General features: G+C 63.8%; 23 protein-coding genes. 15 read left to right on the top strand and 8 right to left on the bottom strand.

Going from position 1 to position 22665, the window contains the following annotated elements; translation table 11 throughout:
* Window positions 1–52: 52 nt before the first annotated feature.
* Window positions 53–751, bottom strand: a complete 699-nt coding sequence (locus K6G35_RS28420; protein WP_035883356.1) for a pirin family protein — start codon at window positions 749–751, stop codon at window positions 53–55.
* Between the two features lie 179 nt (window positions 752–930).
* On the opposite strand from K6G35_RS28420, the gene K6G35_RS28425 reads away from it, so the two are divergent.
* Window positions 931–1848 (top strand): LysR substrate-binding domain-containing protein, encoded by a 918-nt coding sequence (locus tag K6G35_RS28425; RefSeq protein ID WP_495676735.1) that lies wholly within the window; start codon window positions 931–933, stop codon window positions 1846–1848.
* Window positions 1849–1876: 28 nt separating this feature from the next.
* Here K6G35_RS28425 and K6G35_RS28430 read toward each other — a convergent pair whose 3' ends face one another.
* Window positions 1877–3112 carry an NADH:flavin oxidoreductase/NADH oxidase family protein gene (locus K6G35_RS28430; protein WP_495676736.1) on the bottom strand — a complete coding sequence of 412 codons (1236 nt, stop codon included), beginning with the start codon at window positions 3110–3112 and terminating at the stop codon, window positions 1877–1879.
* A gap of 95 nt (window positions 3113–3207) precedes the next feature.
* Between K6G35_RS28430 and K6G35_RS28435 the strand changes: the two genes are divergently transcribed.
* From K6G35_RS28435 to K6G35_RS28450, 4 genes are all read left to right on the top strand, one after another.
* On the top strand, window positions 3208–3621 hold the full coding sequence (locus K6G35_RS28435) for a MerR family transcriptional regulator (RefSeq protein WP_495676737.1): 414 nt from the start codon (window positions 3208–3210) through the stop codon (window positions 3619–3621).
* A gap of 250 nt (window positions 3622–3871) precedes the next feature.
* Window positions 3872–5143, top strand: a complete 1272-nt coding sequence (locus K6G35_RS28440) for a paraquat-inducible protein A (protein WP_035883221.1) — start codon at window positions 3872–3874, stop codon at window positions 5141–5143.
* Window positions 5140–6765, top strand: coding sequence for a PqiB family protein (locus K6G35_RS28445; RefSeq protein ID WP_008644314.1), 1626 nt, complete (start codon window positions 5140–5142; stop codon window positions 6763–6765). Before K6G35_RS28440 ends, K6G35_RS28445 begins: the two co-directional genes overlap by 4 nt.
* Complete coding sequence (locus tag K6G35_RS28450; protein WP_008644315.1) at window positions 6762–7364, top strand: PqiC family protein; 603 nt, start codon at window positions 6762–6764, stop codon at window positions 7362–7364. Before K6G35_RS28445 ends, K6G35_RS28450 begins: the two co-directional genes overlap by 4 nt.
* 60 nt (window positions 7365–7424) lie before the next feature.
* Here the strand turns inward: K6G35_RS28450 and K6G35_RS28455 are convergent, their stop codons facing one another.
* The 3 genes from K6G35_RS28455 to K6G35_RS28465 all read right to left on the bottom strand — a co-directional run bounded on the left by K6G35_RS28455 (window position 7425) and on the right by K6G35_RS28465 (window position 11197).
* Window positions 7425–8159: a hypothetical protein gene (locus K6G35_RS28455; protein ID WP_051705427.1), complete on the bottom strand. Its 735-nt coding sequence runs from the start codon at window positions 8157–8159 to the stop codon at window positions 7425–7427.
* A 114-nt stretch (window positions 8160–8273) separates the two neighbouring features.
* Window positions 8274–9677 carry an alkaline phosphatase gene (locus tag K6G35_RS28460; protein ID WP_008644319.1) on the bottom strand — a complete coding sequence of 468 codons (1404 nt, stop codon included), beginning with the start codon at window positions 9675–9677 and terminating at the stop codon, window positions 8274–8276.
* Window positions 9678–9712: 35 nt separating this feature from the next.
* Window positions 9713–11197, bottom strand: coding sequence for an alkaline phosphatase (locus tag K6G35_RS28465; RefSeq protein ID WP_495676738.1), 1485 nt, complete (start codon window positions 11195–11197; stop codon window positions 9713–9715).
* 45 nt (window positions 11198–11242) lie between these two features.
* Here K6G35_RS28465 and K6G35_RS28470 point away from each other — a divergent pair, with 45 nt between their 5' ends.
* From K6G35_RS28470 to K6G35_RS28515, 10 genes are all read left to right on the top strand, one after another.
* Entirely contained in the window at window positions 11243–11422 is a 180-nt protein-coding gene (locus K6G35_RS28470) for a hypothetical protein (RefSeq protein WP_495676739.1), read from the top strand.
* A 7-nt stretch (window positions 11423–11429) separates the two neighbouring features.
* On the top strand, window positions 11430–11585 hold the full coding sequence (locus K6G35_RS28475; protein WP_495676740.1) for a hypothetical protein: 156 nt from the start codon (window positions 11430–11432) through the stop codon (window positions 11583–11585).
* A gap of 95 nt (window positions 11586–11680) precedes the next feature.
* Window positions 11681–11974, top strand: a complete 294-nt coding sequence (locus K6G35_RS28480; protein ID WP_008644323.1) for a GYD domain-containing protein — start codon at window positions 11681–11683, stop codon at window positions 11972–11974.
* Between the two features lie 164 nt (window positions 11975–12138).
* Entirely contained in the window at window positions 12139–12282 is a 144-nt protein-coding gene (locus K6G35_RS28485) for a hypothetical protein (RefSeq protein WP_160172198.1), read from the top strand.
* A 137-nt stretch (window positions 12283–12419) separates the two neighbouring features.
* The gene (locus K6G35_RS28490) at window positions 12420–12665 is read left to right on the top strand and encodes a hypothetical protein (protein ID WP_234707024.1); all 246 of its coding nucleotides are present in this window, start codon (window positions 12420–12422) and stop codon (window positions 12663–12665) included.
* Between the two features lie 473 nt (window positions 12666–13138).
* Complete coding sequence (locus K6G35_RS28495; RefSeq protein WP_495676741.1) at window positions 13139–14293, top strand: BamA/TamA family outer membrane protein; 1155 nt, start codon at window positions 13139–13141, stop codon at window positions 14291–14293.
* 760 nt (window positions 14294–15053) lie between these two features.
* Complete coding sequence (locus tag K6G35_RS28500) at window positions 15054–16481, top strand: L-lactate MFS transporter (protein ID WP_008644327.1); 1428 nt, start codon at window positions 15054–15056, stop codon at window positions 16479–16481.
* 21 nt (window positions 16482–16502) lie between these two features.
* On the top strand, window positions 16503–16634 hold the full coding sequence (locus K6G35_RS28505) for an MFS transporter small subunit (protein ID WP_008644328.1): 132 nt from the start codon (window positions 16503–16505) through the stop codon (window positions 16632–16634).
* Window positions 16635–16879: 245 nt separating this feature from the next.
* Window positions 16880–18178: a TAXI family TRAP transporter solute-binding subunit gene (locus tag K6G35_RS28510; RefSeq protein ID WP_008644330.1), complete on the top strand. Its 1299-nt coding sequence runs from the start codon at window positions 16880–16882 to the stop codon at window positions 18176–18178.
* Between the two features lie 207 nt (window positions 18179–18385).
* Window positions 18386–19180, top strand: a complete 795-nt coding sequence (locus K6G35_RS28515) for an SDR family NAD(P)-dependent oxidoreductase (protein ID WP_008644332.1) — start codon at window positions 18386–18388, stop codon at window positions 19178–19180.
* Between the two features lie 62 nt (window positions 19181–19242).
* Here K6G35_RS28515 and K6G35_RS28520 read toward each other — a convergent pair whose 3' ends face one another.
* The 3 genes from K6G35_RS28520 to K6G35_RS28530 form a co-directional block, all read right to left on the bottom strand.
* On the bottom strand, window positions 19243–20217 hold the full coding sequence (locus K6G35_RS28520; RefSeq protein ID WP_495676742.1) for an acyl-CoA dehydrogenase family protein: 975 nt from the start codon (window positions 20215–20217) through the stop codon (window positions 19243–19245).
* A gap of 187 nt (window positions 20218–20404) precedes the next feature.
* Entirely contained in the window at window positions 20405–21565 is a 1161-nt protein-coding gene (locus K6G35_RS28525; protein ID WP_495676743.1) for an acyl-CoA dehydrogenase family protein, read from the bottom strand.
* A gap of 42 nt (window positions 21566–21607) precedes the next feature.
* Entirely contained in the window at window positions 21608–22618 is a 1011-nt protein-coding gene (locus tag K6G35_RS28530) for a Bug family tripartite tricarboxylate transporter substrate binding protein (protein WP_008644343.1), read from the bottom strand.
* Between the last annotated feature and the right edge of the window lie 47 nt (window positions 22619–22665).

The raw sequence follows: 22665 nt of genomic DNA on the forward strand, positions 1-22665 counted from the left end.
GGTCATGTCCTTTCAGACGAAAGTGCTTCGAGGTGGATGGATCAAGTGACTCTCAACAGGTTTCCACCATCACCAGTTCAGAGTGTTCAAGCGCCGCGACGTCGATGGATGCGGCGTTCGTGATCGCCACCCCATCGCGTCGCCCGACGAACTCGCCATCCACGGCGATACGTCCCGAAGCCACCACGAGGTAAGCGTTGCTGTGTGGAGCGAATGAATGTGTGAGGCGATCGCCGGGCCCGAGCGTCGCGGCGAGAAGCCGAGCATTCGCACGGATCGGCAGTGCGTCGCCGTCGCCGGGAAATCCACTGGCCAGTACCGCGAAGCGTCCGGATCGGTCAGCCTCGGGAAAAGGCCGGGTCTCCCATCGCGGGTCACCGCCACGCTCGCGCGGCAGCAGCCAGATCTGATAGAGCCTGAGCGTCTCGCTGCCGCGGTTGGACTCGGCGTGACGAATGCCACGGCCGGCACTCATCACCTGAACCTGTCCCGCCCGGATCGTGCCGGTAGAGCCCAGCGTGTCGCGGTGTTCGAGCGTCCCCTGGCGGACATACGTGACGATCTCCATGTCGCGGTGCCCATGAAGCGGAAAGCCTCCATCGACCGCTATCTCGTCGTCATTCCAGACAATCAGCGAGCCAAGCGGGCGATGCGCGGGGTTGCCAGCGGCATCGACCTGGAAGTGGTGCTTCGCGCGGAGCCAGCCATGATCGGCTGCATCCAGTGATTCCCAACGCCGGTGTACGAGCATTTCCATCCCCTCGGTCAGGCCGTCCGCGATCGGCCGGCTCTCCCATCGACCCGCACGATTTAGCGTGGTCTCTGGTTGGGATGAATGCTAGACAAGCAACGACAACGGCGAAATATCCGCGTTTGCAAAGCATCGTTGCCACCAGTAGGATGATCCGATCATCCTGAAGGCCCCTCCACATGGATCAGATACCGGACCTCAACGACCTTCGGCTGTTCGCCGAAGTGGTGGATCGCGGCAGCTTCACTGCCGCCGCCCGTAGCCTTGGCCAGCAGACCTCGAAACTGAGCCGGCGCATCCGCGCACTGGAAGAGGCGCTTGGCGTGCGCCTGCTGAACCGCACCAGCCGCAGCCTGTCGCTGACGGAGACCGGGCGGCACTTTCACCAGCACTGCCTTGCGGTGGTGGCCGAAGCCAGGGCCGCCAAGGAGATCGTCGACCAGACCCGCTCGCAGCCACAGGGCACCGTGCGGATCAGTTGCCCGGTTGCGCTTCTCAGCTCGGGTGTCGCCGAGACGGTTTCCCGTTACGTGCGCGACAACCCACAGGTGCAGGTTCTGATCGATGCCACCAATCGCCGCGTCGACGTCATCGAGGAAGGGCTGGACTTCGCGATCCGCGTCAGGCCCGCGCCGCTGGAGGACACCGACCTCGCGGTCCGGCAACTGGGCTTGTCCACGTTTGTCCTTGTCGCAAGTCCGGAACTGGCAAGGCTGCACGCCCCGCCAGCCTCGATCGAATCGCTACAGGACTGGCCGACCATTGCCATGGCCAGCAACAACGAGCGATACATCTGGAATCTCGTCGATGCCGCCGGAAAGGAGCGTGCTTTCGCGCACCGCCCCCGACTCGCAACGGACGATATCGCTAGCCTGAGAATCGCCGCGATGCTCGGCGTCGGCGTGGCCATGCTGCCGAGGGAATTCATCGAAGAGGATCTGCAGTCAGGCCGGCTGCTGCATCTGCTGCCCGAACTGGCCTCGACGAGTGGGCTCGTGCACGCGATCTTTCCGACGCGGCGCGGCATGGTGCCCGCCGTGCGGCATTTGCTCGATGCCCTCGTCGCCGGATTCGAAGCCGCGAATCAGAAGCGATAGTGGGCCGGCCCCTTACCCTTTATTACCCTTAGCCCAACTCCCGTCCCATCATCCAGCGCTTGTAACGCCTTGTCTGGCAGGCGTTGGCCATTTGCTGCACGACCAGTGCCCTGAGCGGGGAGACCCGTGGATGCGTGCCGCGTCCCTGGCTGAGCCGCTTGAGCTGGAACTTGACCACGGCCATGTTGGCCAGCGAACCCAGCACCTTGTTCTTCCATGTGATCGGGCGGAGCGCGGGCGCGTTGTTCCTGCCCGCCAACCAGTCGCGCGGCAGGTTGGGATCGATGGACAGCGCGGTAGCGATGCCAACCATCGCAATGCCGCTATCGACCACCTGGTCGGCCACGGCGCGGCGACGGATACCACCCGTGACCATCAGTGGCATCTGCGCGATGGCAGCGATATCGCGCGCAAAGGCCAGAAAGTACGCCTCGCGCTCGAGCGTGCGGCCATCCCGCGCCTGCCCTTGCATGGCCGGGGCTTCGTAGCTGCCGCCCGACAGTTCCACCAGATCGACGCCGAGCGGATTGAGCAGTTCAACCACGCGCTTCGCGTCATCGGGGCTGAATCCCCCACGCTGGAAATCAGCCGAGTTCAGCTTGACGGACACCACGAAAGCTGGCGACACCGCCTGCCGCACCGCACGTACGATGTCGAGCAGCAGGCGCGCGCGGTTCTCGATCGGGCCGCCCCATTGGTCCTGTCGCCGGTTAGCCAGCGGCGACAGGAACTGACTGAGCAGATAGCCATGGGCCGCGTGGATCTGCACCCCAGTGAAGCCGCTCTGCTCGGCCAGTTGCGCGCTGCGGACGAAGCGCTCGCGCACATCGTCGATGTCGGCTGCCGTCATCTCCCTGGGAACGGGAAACTGCTTGGACAGCGCGCCCAGTTCCAGCGGAACCGCTGACGGCGCCAGCGTGGTCTGTCCCAGCGCGGCGGGCATCTGGCGGCCGGGGTGGTTGATCTGCATCCAGACGTGGGCGCCGCGCGCGCGCGCGATCCGCGCCCATTGCCGGAAGCGATCCAATTGGGCGTCGTTCTCCAGCACGACGCCATTCGGTCCGGTCATTGCCCGGTGATCGACCATGACATTGCCCGTAAGCATCAGGCCGGCGCCGCCCGCGGCCCAGGCTTCGTAGAGGCGCAACAATGCGTCGGATGGCGCATGGTCCGCATCGGCCATGTTCTCTTCCATGGCGGCCTTGGCCAGGCGGTTGGGAATGACTGCGCCGTTGGGCAGGGTGAGGGGCGTGAACAGTTTCATGGCTGGGGTTCGCAGGCATTTGCGCATTGCGTTGACGACTGCGTAACCCTAAGCTTAAAGTCAACTTTAATGTCAAGTCCCCTGGAACACTGCAGATGAAGATTGGAGAACTGGCACGCCTGAGCGGCGTGGCCGCCTCGCGCATTCGGTTCTACGAGGCAAGTGGCCTGCTCCAGCCGGTACAGCGGCAGGCCAATGGCTACCGTGAGTACGCCCCGGAAACGCTGACACGGCTAGAAATCATCCTGCGAGCCCAGAACGCCGGCTTCTCGCTCGACGAAATCCGCGCCATCCTTCCGACCCATCTCAACGACTGGCCGCGCGAAAAACTGATCGAGGTATTGCGGCGCAAGGCCGGCGAGATCGAATTGTTGGAACAGCGGCTGGCAGGCACCCGGCGCGACCTGCTCGCGCTCGCCCACGACATCGAGAACCTTGCCGACGACGAAGACTGCTCGGGACACGCGCGGCACGTGCTGGGGCAGATGGATCAGCGCTCCGGGCGCTGATCCATGCTGTTTCATTCAACGGTTACACCGATTACGCCGGGCATATCCCGTGCGTAGCACGGCGATGCTGGACCAAAGTCCCCTACCCGATCCAGGCGTCGATTGATAGGCTTAGCTGCAGTGGCTCCCACGAGCCGCGTGTGGCTTGACGCCTGTGCAAAGAGGAAAGGACCAGGAAGCCACTCCGGCATCGGCGATATCAACAGGCAAAGCACGATCGTCAAGGCCGAACACGTCACGGAGGTGGCGCATGACCCGCACCGATCTGATCGCCTGCCCCGAATGCGACCTGCTCCAGCGCGCATTGCCCGTGCCCGTCAAGGGCACGCTGCGATGCTGCCGCTGCGACGCTGAACTTGCCCGCAACCGCCCCGACGGCCAGGAGCAAGCGCTGGCCCTTGCGCTCGGCGCGCTGGTGCTGCTGGGCATCTCGAATCTCTACCCGATCGTCGGTCTCTCCGTCAGCGGCACGCTGGTGCAAACGACCCTCGCTGGCGCGGTGCGCGTGCTGTTTCACGGCGACATGTGGCCGCTGGCCATCCTGGTCCTTGTCACGACCATCGTGATGCCGGTGCTGCAGACCGTGGGCATGTTGTGGATCCTGCTGCCGCTGCGTCTGGGTCGCAAGCCCTGGTTTGCGCCTCAGGTGTTGCGGCTCTGCCATCAGGCCGAGTCCTGGGGAATGACCGAGGTGCTGATCCTTGGCCTGCTGGTGGCCCTGGTCAAGCTCGCGCACATCGCGTCGGTAGTGCCCGGCGTCGCACTTTGGTCGTTCGGCGCGCTGATGCTCGTGCTGGTCGGGGCCCACACGGCCTTCGACCCGCATTCGCTATGGGCACACTTCTCGGCAGTGCGCGCAACCGGCGGTGCACGCGCGCATCTGGAACCGCCAATCGTTTCGGGCCCCATCACGGCGGCGCATTGCGGCCTGCTTTCGTGCCACGATTGCGGACTGCTGACCAGCGCCCACACGCGTGACCATGCGCTGGCCTGCCCGCGATGTGGCGCGACACTGCATAGCCGCAAACCCGCGAGCCTGACACGCACCTGGGCATTGCTGATTTCCGCCATCGTGCTGTACATCCCCGCTAACGTACTGCCGGTCATGTACACGAGTTCGCTGTTCGGCGCGGAGAACGACACGATCCTGAGTGGTGTCGCATACCTGTGGACATCAGGCTCGTGGATGCTCGCGATCGTGGTGTTCATTGCCAGCATTGCGGTACCGATGCTCAAGATCCTCGCGCTCGGCTACCTCGCCTTCTCCACGCAGTTTCATTCCACCTCTGCGCCGAAGCGCCGCACGAAAATCTATCGCGTGGTGGAGTTCGTCGGCCGCTGGTCGATGCTGGATATCTACGTGATCACCGTGCTCGTCGCACTGGTGCAATTCAAGGCCCTGGCCACGATCCAGGCCGGCCCCGCCGCCATCGCCTTCGGCGCCGTGGTGGTACTGACCATGTTCGCCGCGATGACATTCGATCCGCGGCTGATCTGGGATGAAGCGGAGCATCAAACATGACCAGTCCAGGCCAGGACCCCGATACCCCGGACTTCCCCGAAGCCGTCGCCAAGGCGCCATCGCGCTCGCGCTGGCGCCTGCAGCTCATATGGCTCGTGCCGATCATCGCCGTGCTGATCGGCGGCTGGCTCGCGGTGAAGGCCGTGATCGAACAAGGACCGACGATCACCGTCAGCTTCAAGACCGGCGAGGGCCTGGAGGCCGGCAAGACCAAGATCAAGTTCAAGGACGTCGACATCGGCATAGTCAAGTCGGTGGCGCTCTCCCCCGATAGCAAGCGCGTGGTGGTGACCGCCGAGATCGCCAAGGACGCCGGACGCCTGCTTGTCGACAACACGCGTTTCTGGGTGGTGCGGCCGCGCATCTCGGGCGGGTCCGTTTCCGGCCTCGGCACACTGCTGTCCGGCTCGTATATCGCCACCGATACCGGCACGGCGACGGCGACGCGCCACGACTTTGTCGGGCTCGAGACGCCGCCCGCATTCACCAGCGACGTGCCGGGCCGCGAGTTCACGCTAAAGAGCGAGGACGTGGGCTCGCTCGATGTCGGCTCCCCGGTTTACTTTCGCCGCCTTCAGGTGGGACAGATCACCGCGTTCGACCTCGACTCCGACGGGCGTGGCGTCACGCTCAAGGTGTTCGTGAATGCCCCGTACGACCGGTTCGTGCAGCAGGGCACACGCTTCTGGCACGCCAGCGGCGTTGACGTTTCGCTCGATACGAGCGGCTTGCGCGTGAACACCCAGTCCGTGGTGTCGATCCTGATCGGTGGCATTGGCTTCGAGACCCCGTATGAAGCGCAGGACCAACCTGCTGCAGCGGCAGGATCGACCTTCGCGCTGTTCCATGACCGTGTCACCGCACTCAAGCGCCAGGACAGCGTCGTGCATCACTACGTGGTCAATTTCACGGACACGGTGCGCGGCCTGGCCGTCGGCGCTCCGATCGAGTTCCGGGGCATCGTGATCGGCGAGGTCACTGGTATCTACACGCGCTACGATCCGGCGACGCGCAAGTTCAGCATTCCGGTGGAAATAAACTTCTACCCGGGACGATTCACGTCGCGTTACCGCACCGGGGCCGCCTTGGGCCCGGTAGCCGAAAATCCCCGCGAGCTTGGCGACTTCCTGGTCTCCCAAGGGCTCCGAATGCAATTGCGGAACGGCAACCTGCTGACCGGGCAGCTTTATATCGCGCTGGATTTCTTCCCCAACGCACCCAAGGCCAAGATCAACTGGAACGAAAGCCCGCCGGAGTTTCCGTCCATCCAGGGCGATCTGCAGTCGCTGCAGCAATCCCTGACACGCGTTGTCGCGCAACTGAACAGCGTGCCCTTTGCGCAGATCGGCCAGAACACCAAGGACATGCTCCGCAACGCGACCTCGCTATTGACGCGGCTGGACTCGGAGCTCGTGCCGCAAGCACGCGACACGCTGGCATCGGCACGCTCCACGCTCGACTCCGCCAACACCGCGCTCGGCCCCGACTCGGCGCTGCAGCAGAACACGGCGGACGCCATGAAGGAACTCGCACGTACGGCCGCCGCGCTCCGCTCGCTTGCCGACTATCTGGAGCAACACCCCGAAGCGCTGATACGCGGAAAATCGGAGGACAAGCCATGAAACGCGTGACAAGGTCGATCGCCAGCGCAAGCGTGGCATTCGTGGCGCTCATCGGGCTGCTGGCCGGCTGCAGCTCGCCGAAAGCGCGGTTCTACACGCTTGATCCGGACAACACTGTGGAGCGTGCCTCCACCGCGACACCAGTCCGTGTCGTCGTCGGGCCGGTGACGATACCGGATCTGGTCGACCGGCCTCAGATCGTGACACGTGTCTCGGCCAACGAAGTCAAGGTCAACGAATTCGCACGCTGGGCCGAGCCGCTCAAGTCCGAAATCTCCCAGGTCATTGCCGCAGATCTGAGAACCATGCTGGGGTCCGATCAGGTGACTGTCGTCGATACGGGTTCGAATGCAATGCCGGCCTGGCGTGTCCGCGTGGATATCCTGAGTCTGGATACGGAGCCGGCCGTCGCCGTGTCGATGGATGCGCTATGGACCATCCAGCCGCCGGGGAAACAGCCGGCGATCGCCGGGCGCTCGGTGGTACGCGAGGCCGTTGCCGGCGATGGCTTCGAGGCGATCATCTCGGCGCATAACCGCGCCCTCGCCTCGGTGAGCCGCGATATCGCCACGTCGATTCGCACCCCGTCGGGCCGCTGAGCACCCAGAGCTGTCCGGCGCTGTCCGGCGGCTCAGCGGATAACCGAGTGAATCGGCGCGTCAGTCCAGCAGATCGGAGTAATCGCCCTGCGCGTAGCCGCGTGTGCGAGACCAGGGCGCGCTCGCCGGCGTCGCGACCGACGTGACACGCGTGATCTTCTTCTGTGTGCCGCTCGTGTTGAGCGACTGCACCAGGCGCGGATACTGCCCGGCCACATCCCATTGCACCGTCACGCGCTCGTCGCCGCGGCGGGCCGTGTATTCCTGCACGCCATCGCGTACGGGCCCGTTGGCCTTCATCGTCTTGAGCAGGGCGGGGTCGAGCAGATGGCTCGCCGCGGCCCAGGAACCATCGAAACCGATATTGCCGTAGTCACCCTGGCGCACCTCGAAGGTCTTGCGCATCTGATCGCTGACGAGCCGAACATTCAGTTCGCCGTTGGGCTTGCGTTCGATCCAGCGCGCCGCCGTGGAAACATCCATGTGCTTGTGGCCCTTGTCACCCGCCGCATGTTCTGCCTCGTCATGCGCATGCCGCACGCTCGCCGGCACTTCGCGCTCGATCCAGACCGAGTCACCGTTGCGATAGACACGCTCGCCGAACGACACATCACGCTTCACGCCATCCTTGCCGAGTGCCGACAGTTCGTGCTGCACGCGCAGCGCGAGTGGCCTGCCCGAATCCGTAGCCGTGGCCGCGAGAGCCGTCGACGAGGCGCATACGCCGAGCGCCAGCAGAACGAACTGGCCGATTGCCTGCTTCACGCCGGCTTGTTTCATGCTGGCTTGTTTCATGCTGGCTTGCTTCATGTTGATCATTGCCGTGCTGAAAGTGGAAAGCGCACGCCGGCGAACCGGCGTGCGTCATGGCACGGGCACGTGAAGTGCCCGTGTCGGGTACGACTAGGATCAGAGACCCAGGGCCGACTTGACCACACCGAACACCTTGGTGTTGTCGAGGGTGCCCTTCAACGGCGCGCTGCCGGGGCCGGTGGAGAACAGCATCACATCGCCGCCACCGTGCGTTTCGGCACCCGGGGAACCCAGGTTCACGCCAACTTCCTGCAGATAGTCATTGGCGGTGGTGTCCACCAGCGACGGGTTGTCGCGGGTAGCCTTGCGCGGGGTGCCACCGTTGCCGAACACCAGCGTGGTGTAGGGCAGACCGTCGGCCGCCAGGGCGGTCTTCTTGGTCTTGTAGTCGGTGGCCGTGGCCAGGATCGGGTTGCCGCGGTGCGAGTAGCCGTTGATCGTCATCGTGTGATCGTGATCGGCGGTGACCACGATGATCGTGTTCGACAGATCGACCATCGACAGCGCGCGCTTGATGGCGTCGTCGAAGGCGATGGTGTCTTCCAGCGCGCGCTTGGCGTTGGTGCCATGCAGCGCGTGGTCGATACGGCCACCCTCGACCATCAGGAAGTAGCCGTTGCCGTTCTTCGACAGCAGCTCGATCGCCTTGGCGGTCATGTCGGCCAGGCTCGGCTGGGTAGCGCCTTCGCCCTTGCCCGCCACGCGGTCGATCTCGTACTCGAGATGGCTCGTCGTGCTGAACAGACCAATCAGCTTGTTGCCGCTGGCCTGCATCATCTGGTCGCGCGTGGCGGCCACGGCGTAGCCCTTGGCGGAGAACTCCGTCAGCAGATTGCGGCCATCGGCACGGCCCTTCTTGTTGGTCGTGGCGTCAAACGGCGTCCAGTGGTTGCGTCCGCCGCCCATCAGCACGTCGACACCGTCACCCAGCGCCGTGTTGAAACCCGCGCCGCCCGGCACCGCTTGCGCGGCGATGTCGTACTGCGCATCGCGATGGCAGATGTGCGAGTACGTGGCGGCCGGCGTGGCGTGCGTCAGCTCGGTCGTGGTGATGGCGCCGGTCGCCTTGCCGCGCGCCTTGGCCAGTTCCAGCAGCGTCGGCACCGAAGTACCGTTGGTCGGCAGGCAGTTGTTGATGGTCTTGTTGCCGTTGCCGTCTGTGCCCGGCGCGGTCGCCTTCGTGTCCGGGGACATCGAGATGACCTCGTTGTTCATCTTCACGCCGGTCATGTAGGCAGCCATCGACGGTGCGCTGTCGGTGGTTTGCGCGTCGTTGGAGAACGTCTTGATGCGCGCGGTGCGCTTCAGCGATTCCATCGTCAGCTTGCCCGATTCGCCGTACTTGTAGATACGCGATGCGGTAACGGTGGCGGGGCCCATGCCGTCGCCCAGGAAGAAGATGACGTTCTTGGCCTCGCCAGCGGCGTGCGCCGCGGGCATCGTCAGGCAAGCGCTGGCCGCCGCGGCCGCCAGCATTCCGATACGGGTAGTAATTTTCATGTCGATATTCCGTTGTGCGGTGATGGCGGGTTGGCTCAGAGTCCGATTGCCTTCTTGATCAGGCCGAACACCTCGATGTTGTCCATCACACCGGTGAAGCTGGTGGCCCCGTTGCCCATGGCGCCGATGAACACATCGGTGCCACCGTGGGTTTCACCACCCGCGGGCATCGGAATCACAGCTTCCTGGTGATAGGTCTTGTCGAAGACCTGCACATCGGTCAGCGCGGTACGCGTGGCCGGACGGTTCTCGCCATTGCCGAAGCCGATGATCGAGAACGGGTTGCCGGTCGAATCGAGCTTGGCCGAACCAGTCACGTAGTCCTTGACCAGACCCAGCACGCCGGGGTTGGCATCGCTGGTCTTGCCCGTGCGCTTGGCGTAGCCGTTCAGGACCAGGGTGTGGTCATGGTCGGCGGTGACGACGATCAGCGTGTTCTTCAGGCCCGGGTCGATGACGTTGAGCTTGTCGATGGCAGCCTTGATCGCGTCGTCGAATGCGGCGGTGTCCTGCAGCGCCTTGCGGGCGGTGGTCTCGTGCAGCGCGTGGTCGATACGGCCGCCTTCCACCATCAGGAAGAAGCCCTTCTTCTTGGCAGCCAGCACGTCGATGGCCTTGCCGGTCATTTCTGCCAGGCTCGGCTCCTTCGCCGGATCGCGATCGAGGTCGTAATCCATGTGGCTCGCGTTGAACAGACCCACCACCTTGGCGGAGCTGGCCGTGATCTTGTCGAAGTCCGACTTGCTGGCAGCGTAGCTATAGCCAGCCGTCTTGAACTCGCCGACCAGATCGCGGCCGTCGGTACGCTTGCCGCCTGCGGCCGTAGCCAGGAAGTGCTGGCGGCCGCCGCCGAAGATCACGTCGACGCCATCGGTCAGCGCGCCGTTGAAGCCAGCGCCCTTCGGTACCAGTTGCGCAGCGATGGCGTTCTCGCCGTCGCGGTGGCAGATGTGGGCGTAGGTGGCCGCCGGCGTGGCGTGCGTGATACGCGTGGTGGTGACCACGCCCGTGCCGTAGCCGGCAGCCTTCATCTGCTCGAGCAGCGTCGGCACGCTCTTGCCGTTGCCCGTCGCCGGGCAGGTGCTGTCAGCGCCCGACACGTAGGCCTTGCCGTTGGCGTCCACGGCGCTCGTTTCCGGAGTCATCGAGATGACTTCGTTGTTCATTTTCACGCCGGTCATGTAGGCGGCCATCGACGGGGCGCTGTCCGTGACCTGGGCGTCGTTCGAGTACGTACGGACGAAGCCGCTTTCCGGCATCGTGTCGATCGTCAGATCGCCTTCCTCGCCCACCTTGTAGATGCGCGCGGCGGTCAGCGTCGTCATGCCCATGCCGTCGCCGAGGAAAAACACGACGTTCTTGGTCGGCGTGGCGCCGCCTTGTGGCTGCTCGATCGGCGGCGTCGTGCCACCGTTGCTGCCGTTGTTGCCATTCGACGCCGCGGCGTTGTTGTCATCGCCGCCGCAGGCCGCGAGGGCGACCGACATGGCGGCTGCCGCGAGTACGGAAATCCTTCTCATTATGGTGTCCTCCCTGTTTGAGACGGACTGGAGGATGCATGAGAAATGTGGCAGGAAGATTACTACTTGATTCTTCTGAAAGACATTCTTGGCCAACCCAGAATGGCAGCCATGTTGCTGCGCATTCGTTACATGGCAATGGCAACAGGCCGCGTTGCCGCGCGGAAGGCGCTTCATTTTTGCAACACCTCGCGCCACACCACGGGATCGCGTTCCCCGAAATGAGCATGGGATGACCACGAACCGCATCCGGTCGCCAGTGGTTCGCAAATTGCGTGCTTTCGGCATTGCTCAGGCTGTTTTGCCGAATCTTCCAGGCGAGCGCCGTCACCGCCATCGTCTTCGGGTGAACGACGAAGCGCCGCGCGAATTCGCGCTGAATCCCTGAACCACCGTCCCCACGCTCTCCCTGCCGGATGGGGTTCACGCCCACACCCGGCGCTGCGCCGACGGCGCCCATCCACTTGTTGCCGGAGACTCACCATGACCCGCTACATCGTGCTGGCAAGCTTCACCGATCAGGGCATCCGCACTGTCAAGGAAACGACCAAACGCGCCGCCGCCGTGCGTGAACTGGGCGCGCAACTTGGCGTGCAAGTGAAGGATGTGTTCTGGACACTGGGCAAATACGACGTCGTGCTGACGCTGGAGGCACAGGATGACACCGTGGTGACGGCGTTCGGGCTGAGCGTCGGCGCGCTTGGCAACGTTCACACCCAGACGCTTCGGGCATTCGATGCCACCGAGATGCAGGCCATCCTCGGCAAGATGCGCTGAGCCGCGCAGTGCTCCGAGTCGGTGTTTGCCACGGTCATCGTCGGCGAACACCGCCGCCGATGCATCGCGACAACAAATGTAATGCGCTTGGCGAAATTGGAAACACAAGTTTACTCGCCGTAGGGCGCGTGCGTTCTTAGACTCTCCGACTTCTGGAGATTGATATGAACAACTGGCTGAAGGAACGATTCTCAGACCCCCATCGGGCGATGGACACGCTCTGCACGGTGGCGTTTTCGCTCTGCGGACTGCTATTCGTGTACTTCATGGTCCTTGTGATCGCCGCGCAAATCATGTTCCGGTCGTAGGTGCCAGCGGTAGCGGAAGTCCTTGGGCTGGCCCGCTGCGCAATGGTTGGCCTCATCGTCAACTATTGGCCCAGCCTATCGCCCGAATAACGATCCGGTCTTGGACGCTATGGCGGAAGGCGCGGATCATTCTGGGCATGGTTTTTCCCACCCGTCGGAGTTTTCTGATGAAGTCCGCCCTGCTCGCCCTGTGTGGCGCAGCCTCCCTCCTTGCCTCGCTGTCAGCCGTTGCCGGCCCCGACTTTGCCGTGATCGAGCGCGGTCGCGCCGAGGCCCGGCAGCGACAGCAAGTCACCCGCCCGGCCTGCGACACCGCCGCGGCCAGCACGCCGAAGGTTTCGGCCACTCCGGCCACCGCTACCACTCCTGCGCAGTCGAGCTGACTGACACCGATCAGCCCTAGTCCATCGCCCATCTGCGGCGATACAAGCGCCAATCCGCTTCGTGACTCAGGCTGCGACCTGAACGCATGGTCGCCGCGCCGTCGGGTGCGGATTGGGATCTGGATTTCCTCATGTCGCCTATCGAAAACATTCACTTCGATCCAGGGCGGCATTCGGTAAAGATCGTGCATCTTGACCGGACCAAGGGAATGCGCACGCGATGGGAGTACTCGGCGGACGAATCGGCTGCCTGCCGCTTGCCGCCCACGGTTGGACCGCGGGCGGCGGCGGTGCGGCAGCGGCCAGACTACCCGCCTGAACTACCAGATGGCCGAGCAGGTCACTGGGCCCTGGAGCGGATCCGTGGGCGCGAGCTGGGCAATCAACCGCGGCGTCGGCTTACTGCTGGAGATCGGTTACGGGTATAACCGCAACTACGTGATTGCTACTGGCTTCCTCCGGTTCTGACGACGATGCGCACGCCCCTGGTTATCCCGCTCGCTCTTGCCCTGGCCGCCGCGAACGCGGCCGCGCAGTCGAGCGAGCCGGCGCAGGACCCGGAACACGTAGGCTGGATAGACAAGATCCTTAACAAGCTCGGCGCCTCGAAGCAGGTAGACCTGAGCCACGGCATCGACTGGGGCGTGTTACCGGGTCCTTTTTATAACCCGGAGATGGGTTTCGGCATCGGCGCCGCGGCCATCGGCCTCTACAAACCGAAGAACGCCGAGGAAGATACACAGCTCTCCACCGTCAACATCCATGGCTTCGCCACCACCACGGGGGCCCTGGGTATCGGCGTGGACAACAACACGTTCTTCGCCGACGACAGTTACCGCTTCGTGTTTTCCGGCGCGCTGATCAATATACCCACGTCGTACTGGGGCATCGGATACGACAACGCGGTCAACGACGCCAACAAGGAGGGCTATACGCGTCGCGGCGTCGTGTTCAAGCCCCGGGTCATGATGCGCGTGCAGCCCAACACCTATATTGGCGGCGGCGTCGACGTCGAGTACGACGACGCAACGCACCTGGATCGCGGCGCGAACAGCGCGCTGGCCACCGACCCGCACGGCACTCGCGTGCTCAGCAGCGGCCTGACCGCCCATTTTTCGTACGACACGCGAGACTTCCTGCCCAATCCGTACAAGGGGCAAGCGCTGCTGCTGAACGGCACTGTCTACCGGCGCGCGCTGGGCAGCGACACCGATTTCGAATCGCTGGAACTCACCTACGACCGCTACTTCCGTATGCGTGAGCGGGACGTGCTGGCGTTCGACATCTACGGCAAGTTCAACTGGGGCGATGTGCCGTGGAGCATGATGTCGATTCTCGGTGACAACAAGCACATGCGCGGCTACTTCATGGGCCAGTATCGGGACAAGGCGATGCTGACCGCCCAGGTGGAATACCGCTGGCACATCGTGGGCCGGCAGGGCATGGTGTTCTGGCTCGCCACTGGCGCCATCGCCGGCAACCCCGGCGGGCTGACGTCGGCCCACTGGCTACCGAATGGCGGCGTGGGCTACCGCTTCGAGTTCAAGCCGCGGGTCAATGTCCGGTTCGATGTCGGTGTCGGTCGCCAGACGAAGGGCGCCTACTTCCAGATCAACGAAGCCTTCTGACGTTCGGCTGACCTTCCCGGGCGCAAAAAAAATGCCGCGACCATTGGCCGGCCGCGGCGTGTCAATTCGCCGGTCCGTGCGACACCCACTTGTCGCCCGTTTGCACCCATCGCTGGTGACCGGCTTGTCTTTCCATGGCAGAGGAAAACCGCCACGGCACAGATCGTAGGCGTCGCACATGACGCATTCGTGACAATTTGTCCTATCAATAGGGCATCTATGGCCGTATATGCCGTCCACACATTATTCAACGCTGTCGCAAAAACCACACGGTGAATATCGTGCCGCGCCGACGTTTTTCATGCATCACATCGAAAGTGCCGTTGGTAGGGAATATGTCCTCGAAAACCTATTGAAGTCAGCGATCGACACGGCTAAGGTTCAGCGCACATAACATTTTCCACGGTAGTCATTGTTGGTCAGAACAATGACTGCTCGCCCCCGACGGAAAAATAATGAGCCATTTCATCCCGGGACGCCTCGCGTCTCTCGCCACACCGACTGCCGGATCCGCCGGCACTCGCTCGCGCCAGTTGCCGCGGCGCCATTACCCGCAGCGCAATCCCATTTCCGATTTGTAGTGTGGTAGCAAGCGTCGACCAGTCCGGGCCATAAATATGTCCAACACCCGGTGCGTCGACACATCTGGGGGTAATCCGACCGCGGCGTGACGGGTCAACCGGCTGGGCCACCCAGACCCGCCGGCGCGCCATGCTGCAAGCGGAACGGTTGCCCAGGACCCTCGTCTGGAGAACGCTCGATGAGCAGTGTGATGAATCAAGGCAGCAGCCCGGCCTATGGCCCGGCCCCGTTCTTTTCCAAGGAAGCGACCTACGCCAAGCCGGGATTTTCCCGCTGGATGGTCCCGCCCGCCGCGCTGGCGGTTCACCTTTGCATCGGCCAGGCCTATGCATTCTCGGTATTCAACGTACCGCTTTCGAGGGTAATCGGCATTACCGAGTCAGCACCCGATGACTGGAAACTGACCACGCTTGGCTGGATTTTCTCGCTGGCGATCTTCTTCCTTGGCATTTCCGCTGCATTCGCCGGTAAATGGCTCGAGCGCGTGGGTCCGCGCCTGACGATGTTCACCGCCGCCTGCTGCTTTGGCAGCGGGTTCCTGGTCTCCGCATTGGGTATCTACACGCACCAGATCGCCCTGCTCTATCTCGGTTACGGCGTGCTGGGCGGCATCGGACTGGGCCTGGGCTATGTATCGCCCGTGTCCACGCTGATTCGCTGGTTCCCGGACCGTCGCGGCATGGCCACCGGCATGGCGATCATGGGCTTCGGCGGCGGCGCGATGATCGCCGCGCCGCTGTCCGTGGCGCTGATGAACACCTTCAAGACCGCTACGTCGGTCGGTGTGGCCCAGACTTTCGTGGTCATGGGCATCGGCTACTTCGTGTCGATGCTGATCGGCTCGCTGGCCATCCGTGTGCCCGCCCCGGGCTGGAAGCCGGCTGGCTGGACCCCGCCCACCACCGCCAGCAAGATGATCACGCGTAATCACGTGCACATCGACCAGGCCCTGAAGACGTCCCAGTTCTACCTGCTGTGGCTGGTGCTGTTCCTGAACGTGACGGCCGGCATCGGCGTGCTGGGCCAGGCATCGCTGATGATTCAGGAGAGCTTCAAGGGCAGCGTGACCGCCGCAGCAGCAGCCGGCTTCGTTGGCCTGCTGTCGCTGTTCAATATGGGCGGCCGCTTTTTCTGGGCTTCGTCCTCTGACTGGATCGGCCGCAAGAACACCTACTTCGTATTCTTCGCGCTGGGCGCTGTCCTGTACTGGCTGGTGCCACAGCTTGGCGCAAGCGGCAACATCGCGCTCTTCGTGCTGGCCTACTGCGTGATCATGTCGATGTACGGCGGCGGCTTCGCCACGATCCCGGCTTACCTGGCCGACATGTTCGGCACCGCCTTCGTGGGCGGCATCCACGGTCGCCTGCTGACGGCCTGGGCCGCCGCGGGTATCGCCGGCCCGGTGCTCGTGAACTACATCCGCGAGTACCAGGTCGCGCACGGCGTGACCGGCGCCGACGCATACACGATGACACTGCACATCATGGCGGCCCTGCTCGTGGTCGGCTTCATCTGCAATCTGCTGGTGGCGCGCGTCAGCGACAGGCACCACATGAGCGAAGCCGATGTATCCAGCCTTGCCGGCAATGCCAGCGCAGCCCACTGACCGCCCGACGGAGAGATGCACATGGACAATTCACAAGTGAAAGCCCACCCCACCAGCAAAGGCCTGCTGGCCATCTTCTGGCTGTATGTGCTGGTGCCGCTGGTCTGGGGCGTATCCAACACGATCACCCAGGCAATGAAGCTCTTCCACTGAGCGGCATCGCACGAAGAGAAGGCCGCATTCATGCGGCCTTTTTTCTTGCTCCCGGATCGAGCTGCCGAGTGAGGTCGTTTGAGCCGCGATACAACAATCTGGTATCGTAGAAAATCCAAAAATTACAAAACTCGCCATGTCATCAGCGATACTCGGCGTTGCTGCAGCGGGAGTGCTTTCTTTCTGTTATCGGGTGACCAATGTCTAGGCGCGATCCGGCGCTTCGCCGCAGTCAGAATCCGCCCATGTCGGCGGGCCGCCGGCGACTTCTTATTGCTGGAGGCTTACTGCTGCTGGTTGCACTTGGCTGGTCACTGGTAGCTGTCATCCGGCCCGCCATCCAGCATACGATCATCATCACCACCGGCGCGGACAAGGGCATCTATCAAGGTTTCGCGGATCGCTACGCGGCCATCCTGAAACGCGACGGCATCAAGCTCGAGATCCGCAGTTCTTCCGGTTCGATCGAGAACTACGAACGGCTGAAGAATCCGGATAGTGCGTACGAGGTGGGGTTCATCCAGTCGGGCACGGTCAGCCCGAGCGATACCGACGGGCTGCAGACCATTGCCGCCGTCGCCTATGAACCGATCTGGGTGTTCTATCGCGGCGCCGCCAGGATGGACCGACTGTCCCAACTGCAAGGGAAGAAAGTCTCCATTGGCGTTCCGGGCAGCGGGCTACTCGAAGTCTCCCGGATCCTGCTCGCGCATAGCGGCATTACCGCTGCCAATACCACGCTGCTGCAAATGGACGCCAATGCGGCCTACCAGGGCCTCAAGGATGGGCAGGTGGACGCCGCGTTCTTCATCGGCAGGCCGGATGCGGAGATGCAGCAGACGCTATTGAACAGCGACCTGAAGCTGATGAGCTTTGCCCAGGCCGATGCGCTGGTGCAGAAATTCCCGTCGCTCTCGAAGATCGTCTTCCCGCGTGCCTCGACCAGCATCGTCAACGATCTTCCGCAGGCCGACGTCACGCTGCTGGCCGCCAAAGCCCTGCTCGTATCCAAGGACACCATGCACCCCGCATTGGTGTACCTGCTGCTGGAAGCCGCCAAGACCGTCCACGGCGGCGAAGACTACTTCACGCCGCTCGGCACGTTTCCCAACCTGAACACCAACGAGTTCCCCGTTTCGGAGGAAAGCACGCGCTTCTTCAAGTCGGGGCGTCCTTTCCTGCAGCGATACCTGCCCTTCTGGCTGGCCAGCTTTGTCGAAAGACGGCTGCTGATCCTGCTCCCCTTCATGGCCCTGCTATTGGGCCTGTTGCAGGCCCTGCCGCGCTTCGCGGAGTCGCGGATCAAAGGCCGGCTCGTGGTCTGGTATCGGGAGATCAAGGCGCTGGAAGATGAAATCTGGAAAAGCGAGCGGCCAACGCGGCACCAGATTGCGCAGTGGCGCGAGGAAATCGAGCAGATCGATGCGCACGCCAGTCAGATACGGATGCCGCAGCGCTATTTTCAGGACGTCTACGCCCTCAAGCAGGCAATCGCCGTGGTGCGGAACCGGATTCTGCACGTGGCCGGAACGGTGAAGGAATAGCCGGTACACAAAAACAAGGGCTGGCCACGTCACCCGCCGGTGGCTCACCTGACCCCGGCGCAGTTCCCGTTTCATTGCCGTTTCCTTTCACGGGCGGAACGCAGCATTCCACAGGCCCGGCTTGCAGTTCGCCGGCGGCTTCATACACTTGACGGGTTGCCCTGCCGTAGCGGCCAAGGGCTCACCTTCCAACGAAATGGAGTCGCCATGAACATCGATCTGTCGGGCAAGACCGCCCTGGTCACCGGTTCCACCGCCGGCATCGGCTTTGCCACGGCGCGCGGACTGGCCGAGTCTGGCGCCCACGTGATCGTCAACGGCCGTAGTCAGGCCTCGGTCGATAACGCGCTGGCATCGCTGAAGAAATCCTATCCCACCGCCCAGGCCACCGGATTCGCAGGCGACCTGACCGACGCTGCCGTCTGCGACACCCTCGTCAAGACCCACCCGGCTGTCGACATCCTCGTCAACAACCTCGGCATCTTCGAGCCGAAGGATTTCTTCGATATTCCGGACAGCGACTGGACACGCTTCTTCGACGTCAACGTGCTGTCCGGCGTACGCCTCTCGCGCGCCTATGCCAAGGGCATGGCCGAGCGCAAATGGGGCCGCATCGTGTTTATCGCCTCTGAGTCTGGCATCAACATTCCGGTCGAGATGATCCACTACGGCTTTACCAAGACCGCGCAGTTGGCAGTCTCGCGCGGTCTGGCCAAGCGGATGGCAGGCACCGGCGTCACGGTGAACGCCGTGCTGCCCGGCCCGACGCTATCCGAAGGCGTGACGGCCATGCTCAAGGATGAAATCGCGAAATCCGGCAAGAGCGCCGAGGAAGTGGCGGCCGAGTTCGTCAAGGCACACCGCAGCACGTCGATCATCCAGCGCGCGGCCAGTGTCGAGGAGGTGGCCAACATGATCGTCTACGTCTGCTCGCCACAGGCGTCCGCCACCACCGGCGCGGCCCTGCGCGTCGACGGCGGTGTGGTCGACACGATCGTGTAAAGCACACCAGGGATCGGCGGCGGCCTGCTCCCGCGGGGAGAGGGCCATCGCCGTCCCTGCGGCTACGCTGCCTCGCCGCTCCACTCGCGTATCAGGTCCACGGTCAGGCCGTCGGCCTCACAGGTCGCCTCGCCAAGTTCGCGCGCCCAGTACCGCTCCGACCCATCCGCCAACCGCCACGCGTGCAGCCGGCGCGTGTAGAGTTGCAGGTCGTACTCCGCCGTCACACCAATCGCGCCATGCACCGCGTGGGCGATCGACGTCACGGCCGTCACCGCATCGCTCGCATTGAACTTGCCGATGGCCGCACGCAGCCGGTCAGGTTGCCAGCCGTCGGCCGCGCAAGCGATCTGTGCCGCCATACGCACCGCCGCCACCTGCTCCGCCATCACGCTGATCTGATGCTGGATCGCCTGGAACTTGCCGATGTTGCGACCGAACTGCGCCCGGTCGTTGGCGTATTGCAGCGTCAAGTCGAATACGCTCGACATTGCACCCGCCATTTGCACCGCGTGCAGGCACGCGCCCACCGAACGCAACAGCCCAGCCGGTAATGGAAAGCGTGGCGCGGCACATCCCCCGAGCGACAGCGTCAGGTCATCCCTCACGCCAGTGGGCGAAAGCGCCACGGCATCGCGATGGACGAGCGCCGCCTGGGCGCCGTCCTGCACCAGAAACCACGTTGCCGTAGCGCCGCACGGCACGTGCGTGCGTTGCGCGCCGTCGAGATCGGCCAGCGCAATCGGTCCCTCCGGCACCTCCGGCACACCTACGCCCGCCATCCGCAGCACGGCACGCGCAAACATCGTCTGCGCCAACGGCACCGGGAGCACATGCCGGCCCATCACGAACAGCATCGGCGCGACGTCCGCCAGGCTCAATCCGGCTTCCGGCAGCAAGCTGTCCGCGAAACCGCTGTCATCGAGCAAGCGCCAGAGATCTGCGCCACTGCCGCCGGACTCGATCTGTCGCACGACAGCGGGCGTGCAGTGATCGCCTAGTAGCGCTTCCAGTGCTTCCGAGTATTCGTTGTACATGGTGCTTCCTTAATCCCTTAAGCGTCCCTCAGCATCACTAGCGTCCCTGCATCCCTGTGTCCCTGTGTCCCTTAGAGGCGCTATCAAAATGAAGCGAAGCGGTTCTGGCTAGACGCGCGGCCGCAGACAGTACAAGTGGATCGGCCAAGGCCGCGCAACGACGCCAGAATCTTTTTGATAGCGCCTCTTAGCGAAGGCCCAGGCCGCGGGCGATCATGCCGCGAAGGATCTCTCGCGTACCACCGCGCAGCGAATAGGTTGGCGAAATCTGGCTGACATAGGCAGCGGTGCGAACCAGCTCCGCATCCATCGCCAGCTCCGGATCATCGCCCAGCGCCGCTTCGGCCAACGCGCCGATCGACTGCTCCAGGCCGGTGCCGAGATCCTTGACCAATGCGGCCTCCACCAACGGGCTTTCTCCGGCAGCCAGCCGCGCCGTCACGGCCACGGACATCGCCCGTAGCGTCGCCAGCCGGCCGACAATCCCGCCGATCGTGACCGCATCGCGGCGCACTGCGGGCAGACGACGGAGCGCAGCCACCCAGGCATCGAGCAGCACCACGCTCGAGTACAGCCGCTCGGGGCCGCTGCGCTCGAATGCCAGTTCCGCGTTGACCTGTTCCCAGCCCGCGCCTTCGTTGCCGATCAGCGCGTCGGCTGGCAGCAGCACGTCCTCGAAGCTGACCTCCGAGAAATGCGCATCACCGCTCAGATCATGGATCGGCCGAACCGTCACGCCCGGCAGGGACAGGTCAACGATCACCTGCGACAACCCCTTCTGCCGGTCTCCAGCCTCGCCCGACGTTCGCACCAGCGCGAGCATGTAGTGGCAGCGATCCGCGTTGGTCGTCCAGATCTTGCGGCCGTTCAGGCGCCAGCCGCCACCTGGCTGCGGCACCGCACGCGTGGCCACGCTGGCCAGATCGGACCCCGAATTGGGCTCGCTCATGCCGATGCAGAAGAACGCCTCGCCCCGGCAGATACGCGGCAGATAGAACTCGCGTTGGGCATCGCTGCCGTAGCGCAGGATCAACGGGCCACTCTGGCGATCGGCAATCCAGTGCGCGGAAACCGGCGCGCCGCAGGCGAGCAGTTCCTCCACCAGCACGAAGCGCGAGAACGCATCGAGCCCCGCACCGCCGAACCGCGCTGGCAGCGTGACGCCAACCCACCCACGTTGCGCAAGCGCGCGGCTGTACGCGGCGTCGAATCCCATCCACGATCGCGCGCGGACATCGGCGGGAAGATCCGGCAGATGCTCGGCCAGGAATGCCTTCACCTCGCGCCGGAACGCCAACGCCTCAGGCGGCAGGGATGTCAGCGAGAACGTGCCAAACAGTGAACTCAAAACGGTACCTCCGTAAGCGCCCGGTGAGCGCCTGATGCTGCTTCAATCCAGCGTCACGCCGGTGTCCTTGACCACCTTGTGCCAACGGTCGATTTCCGATGCCACGTACTTCGCATAGGCCTCCGGGCTCGACGCCCGCACCTCCGCGCCCTGCAGCGCCAGGCTGGCACGCACATCGGGCGCCGCAAGCGCCTTCAGCGCCGCGCTGTTGAGCTTCTTGATGATCTCCGGCGAGGTCTTCGCGGGCACCATCATGCCCTGCCACGCACCCACTTCAAAACCATGCATGCCAGACTCGGCCAGCGTCGGCACGTCCGGGAGTTGCGAACTGCGCGCGCTGCTGGTGACGGCAAGCGCGCGCATCCGCTTGTCGCGGATAAACGGCAGCGACGAGTTGATGGTGTCGGTCATGAACTGCACCTGCCCGCTGGCCAGATCGGTCAGTGCCGGGGCGCTGCCCTTGTACGGCGCATGGGCGGCGTCGAGCCCGTTGGCCTGCAGGAACAAGAAAGCCGCCAGATGCGTGACGTTGCCGTTGCCCGCCGAACCATAGGTCATCTTGCCCGGATTGGCCTTCAGCCAGGCAACGAACTCCGGCACGGTGCGCACCGGCACCTGCGCGTTGACTTCCAGCACGAGCGGCACCATCGCGGTCATCGCCACCGGCGCGAAGTCACGCTTCACGTCATAGGGCAGCTTCTTGTACAGCGCCGGGCTCAAAGCGATCGACGACGTGTTGTACAGCACCGTGTAGCCGTCAGCCGGGGACTTGGCCACCATCTCGCCGGCGATATTGCCGTTGGCGCCGGGCCGGTTGTCTACGATGACCTGTTGCCCGATCTCCTCGGACATCTTCCGCGCAATCACGCGCGACACCAGATCGGTAGGTCCGCCGGGCGGGAACGGCACGACGAGCCGGATCGGATGATCCGGAAACTCGCCCGCCATGGCCGGCTTAATGGCCAGCGCGACGGCCGCCGTCAGCGCGAAGGCGCAACCGGCAAGCAGAATCGAACGAATGGAATGCCCGGCTTTTTTGCTCTGTGTCGGCATGATGGTTGTCTCCTCCAGAAAGTACGGCAAGTACGGCAAGTACAGCG

The sequence above is a fragment of the Cupriavidus sp. HY129 genome (assembly GCF_059492215.1).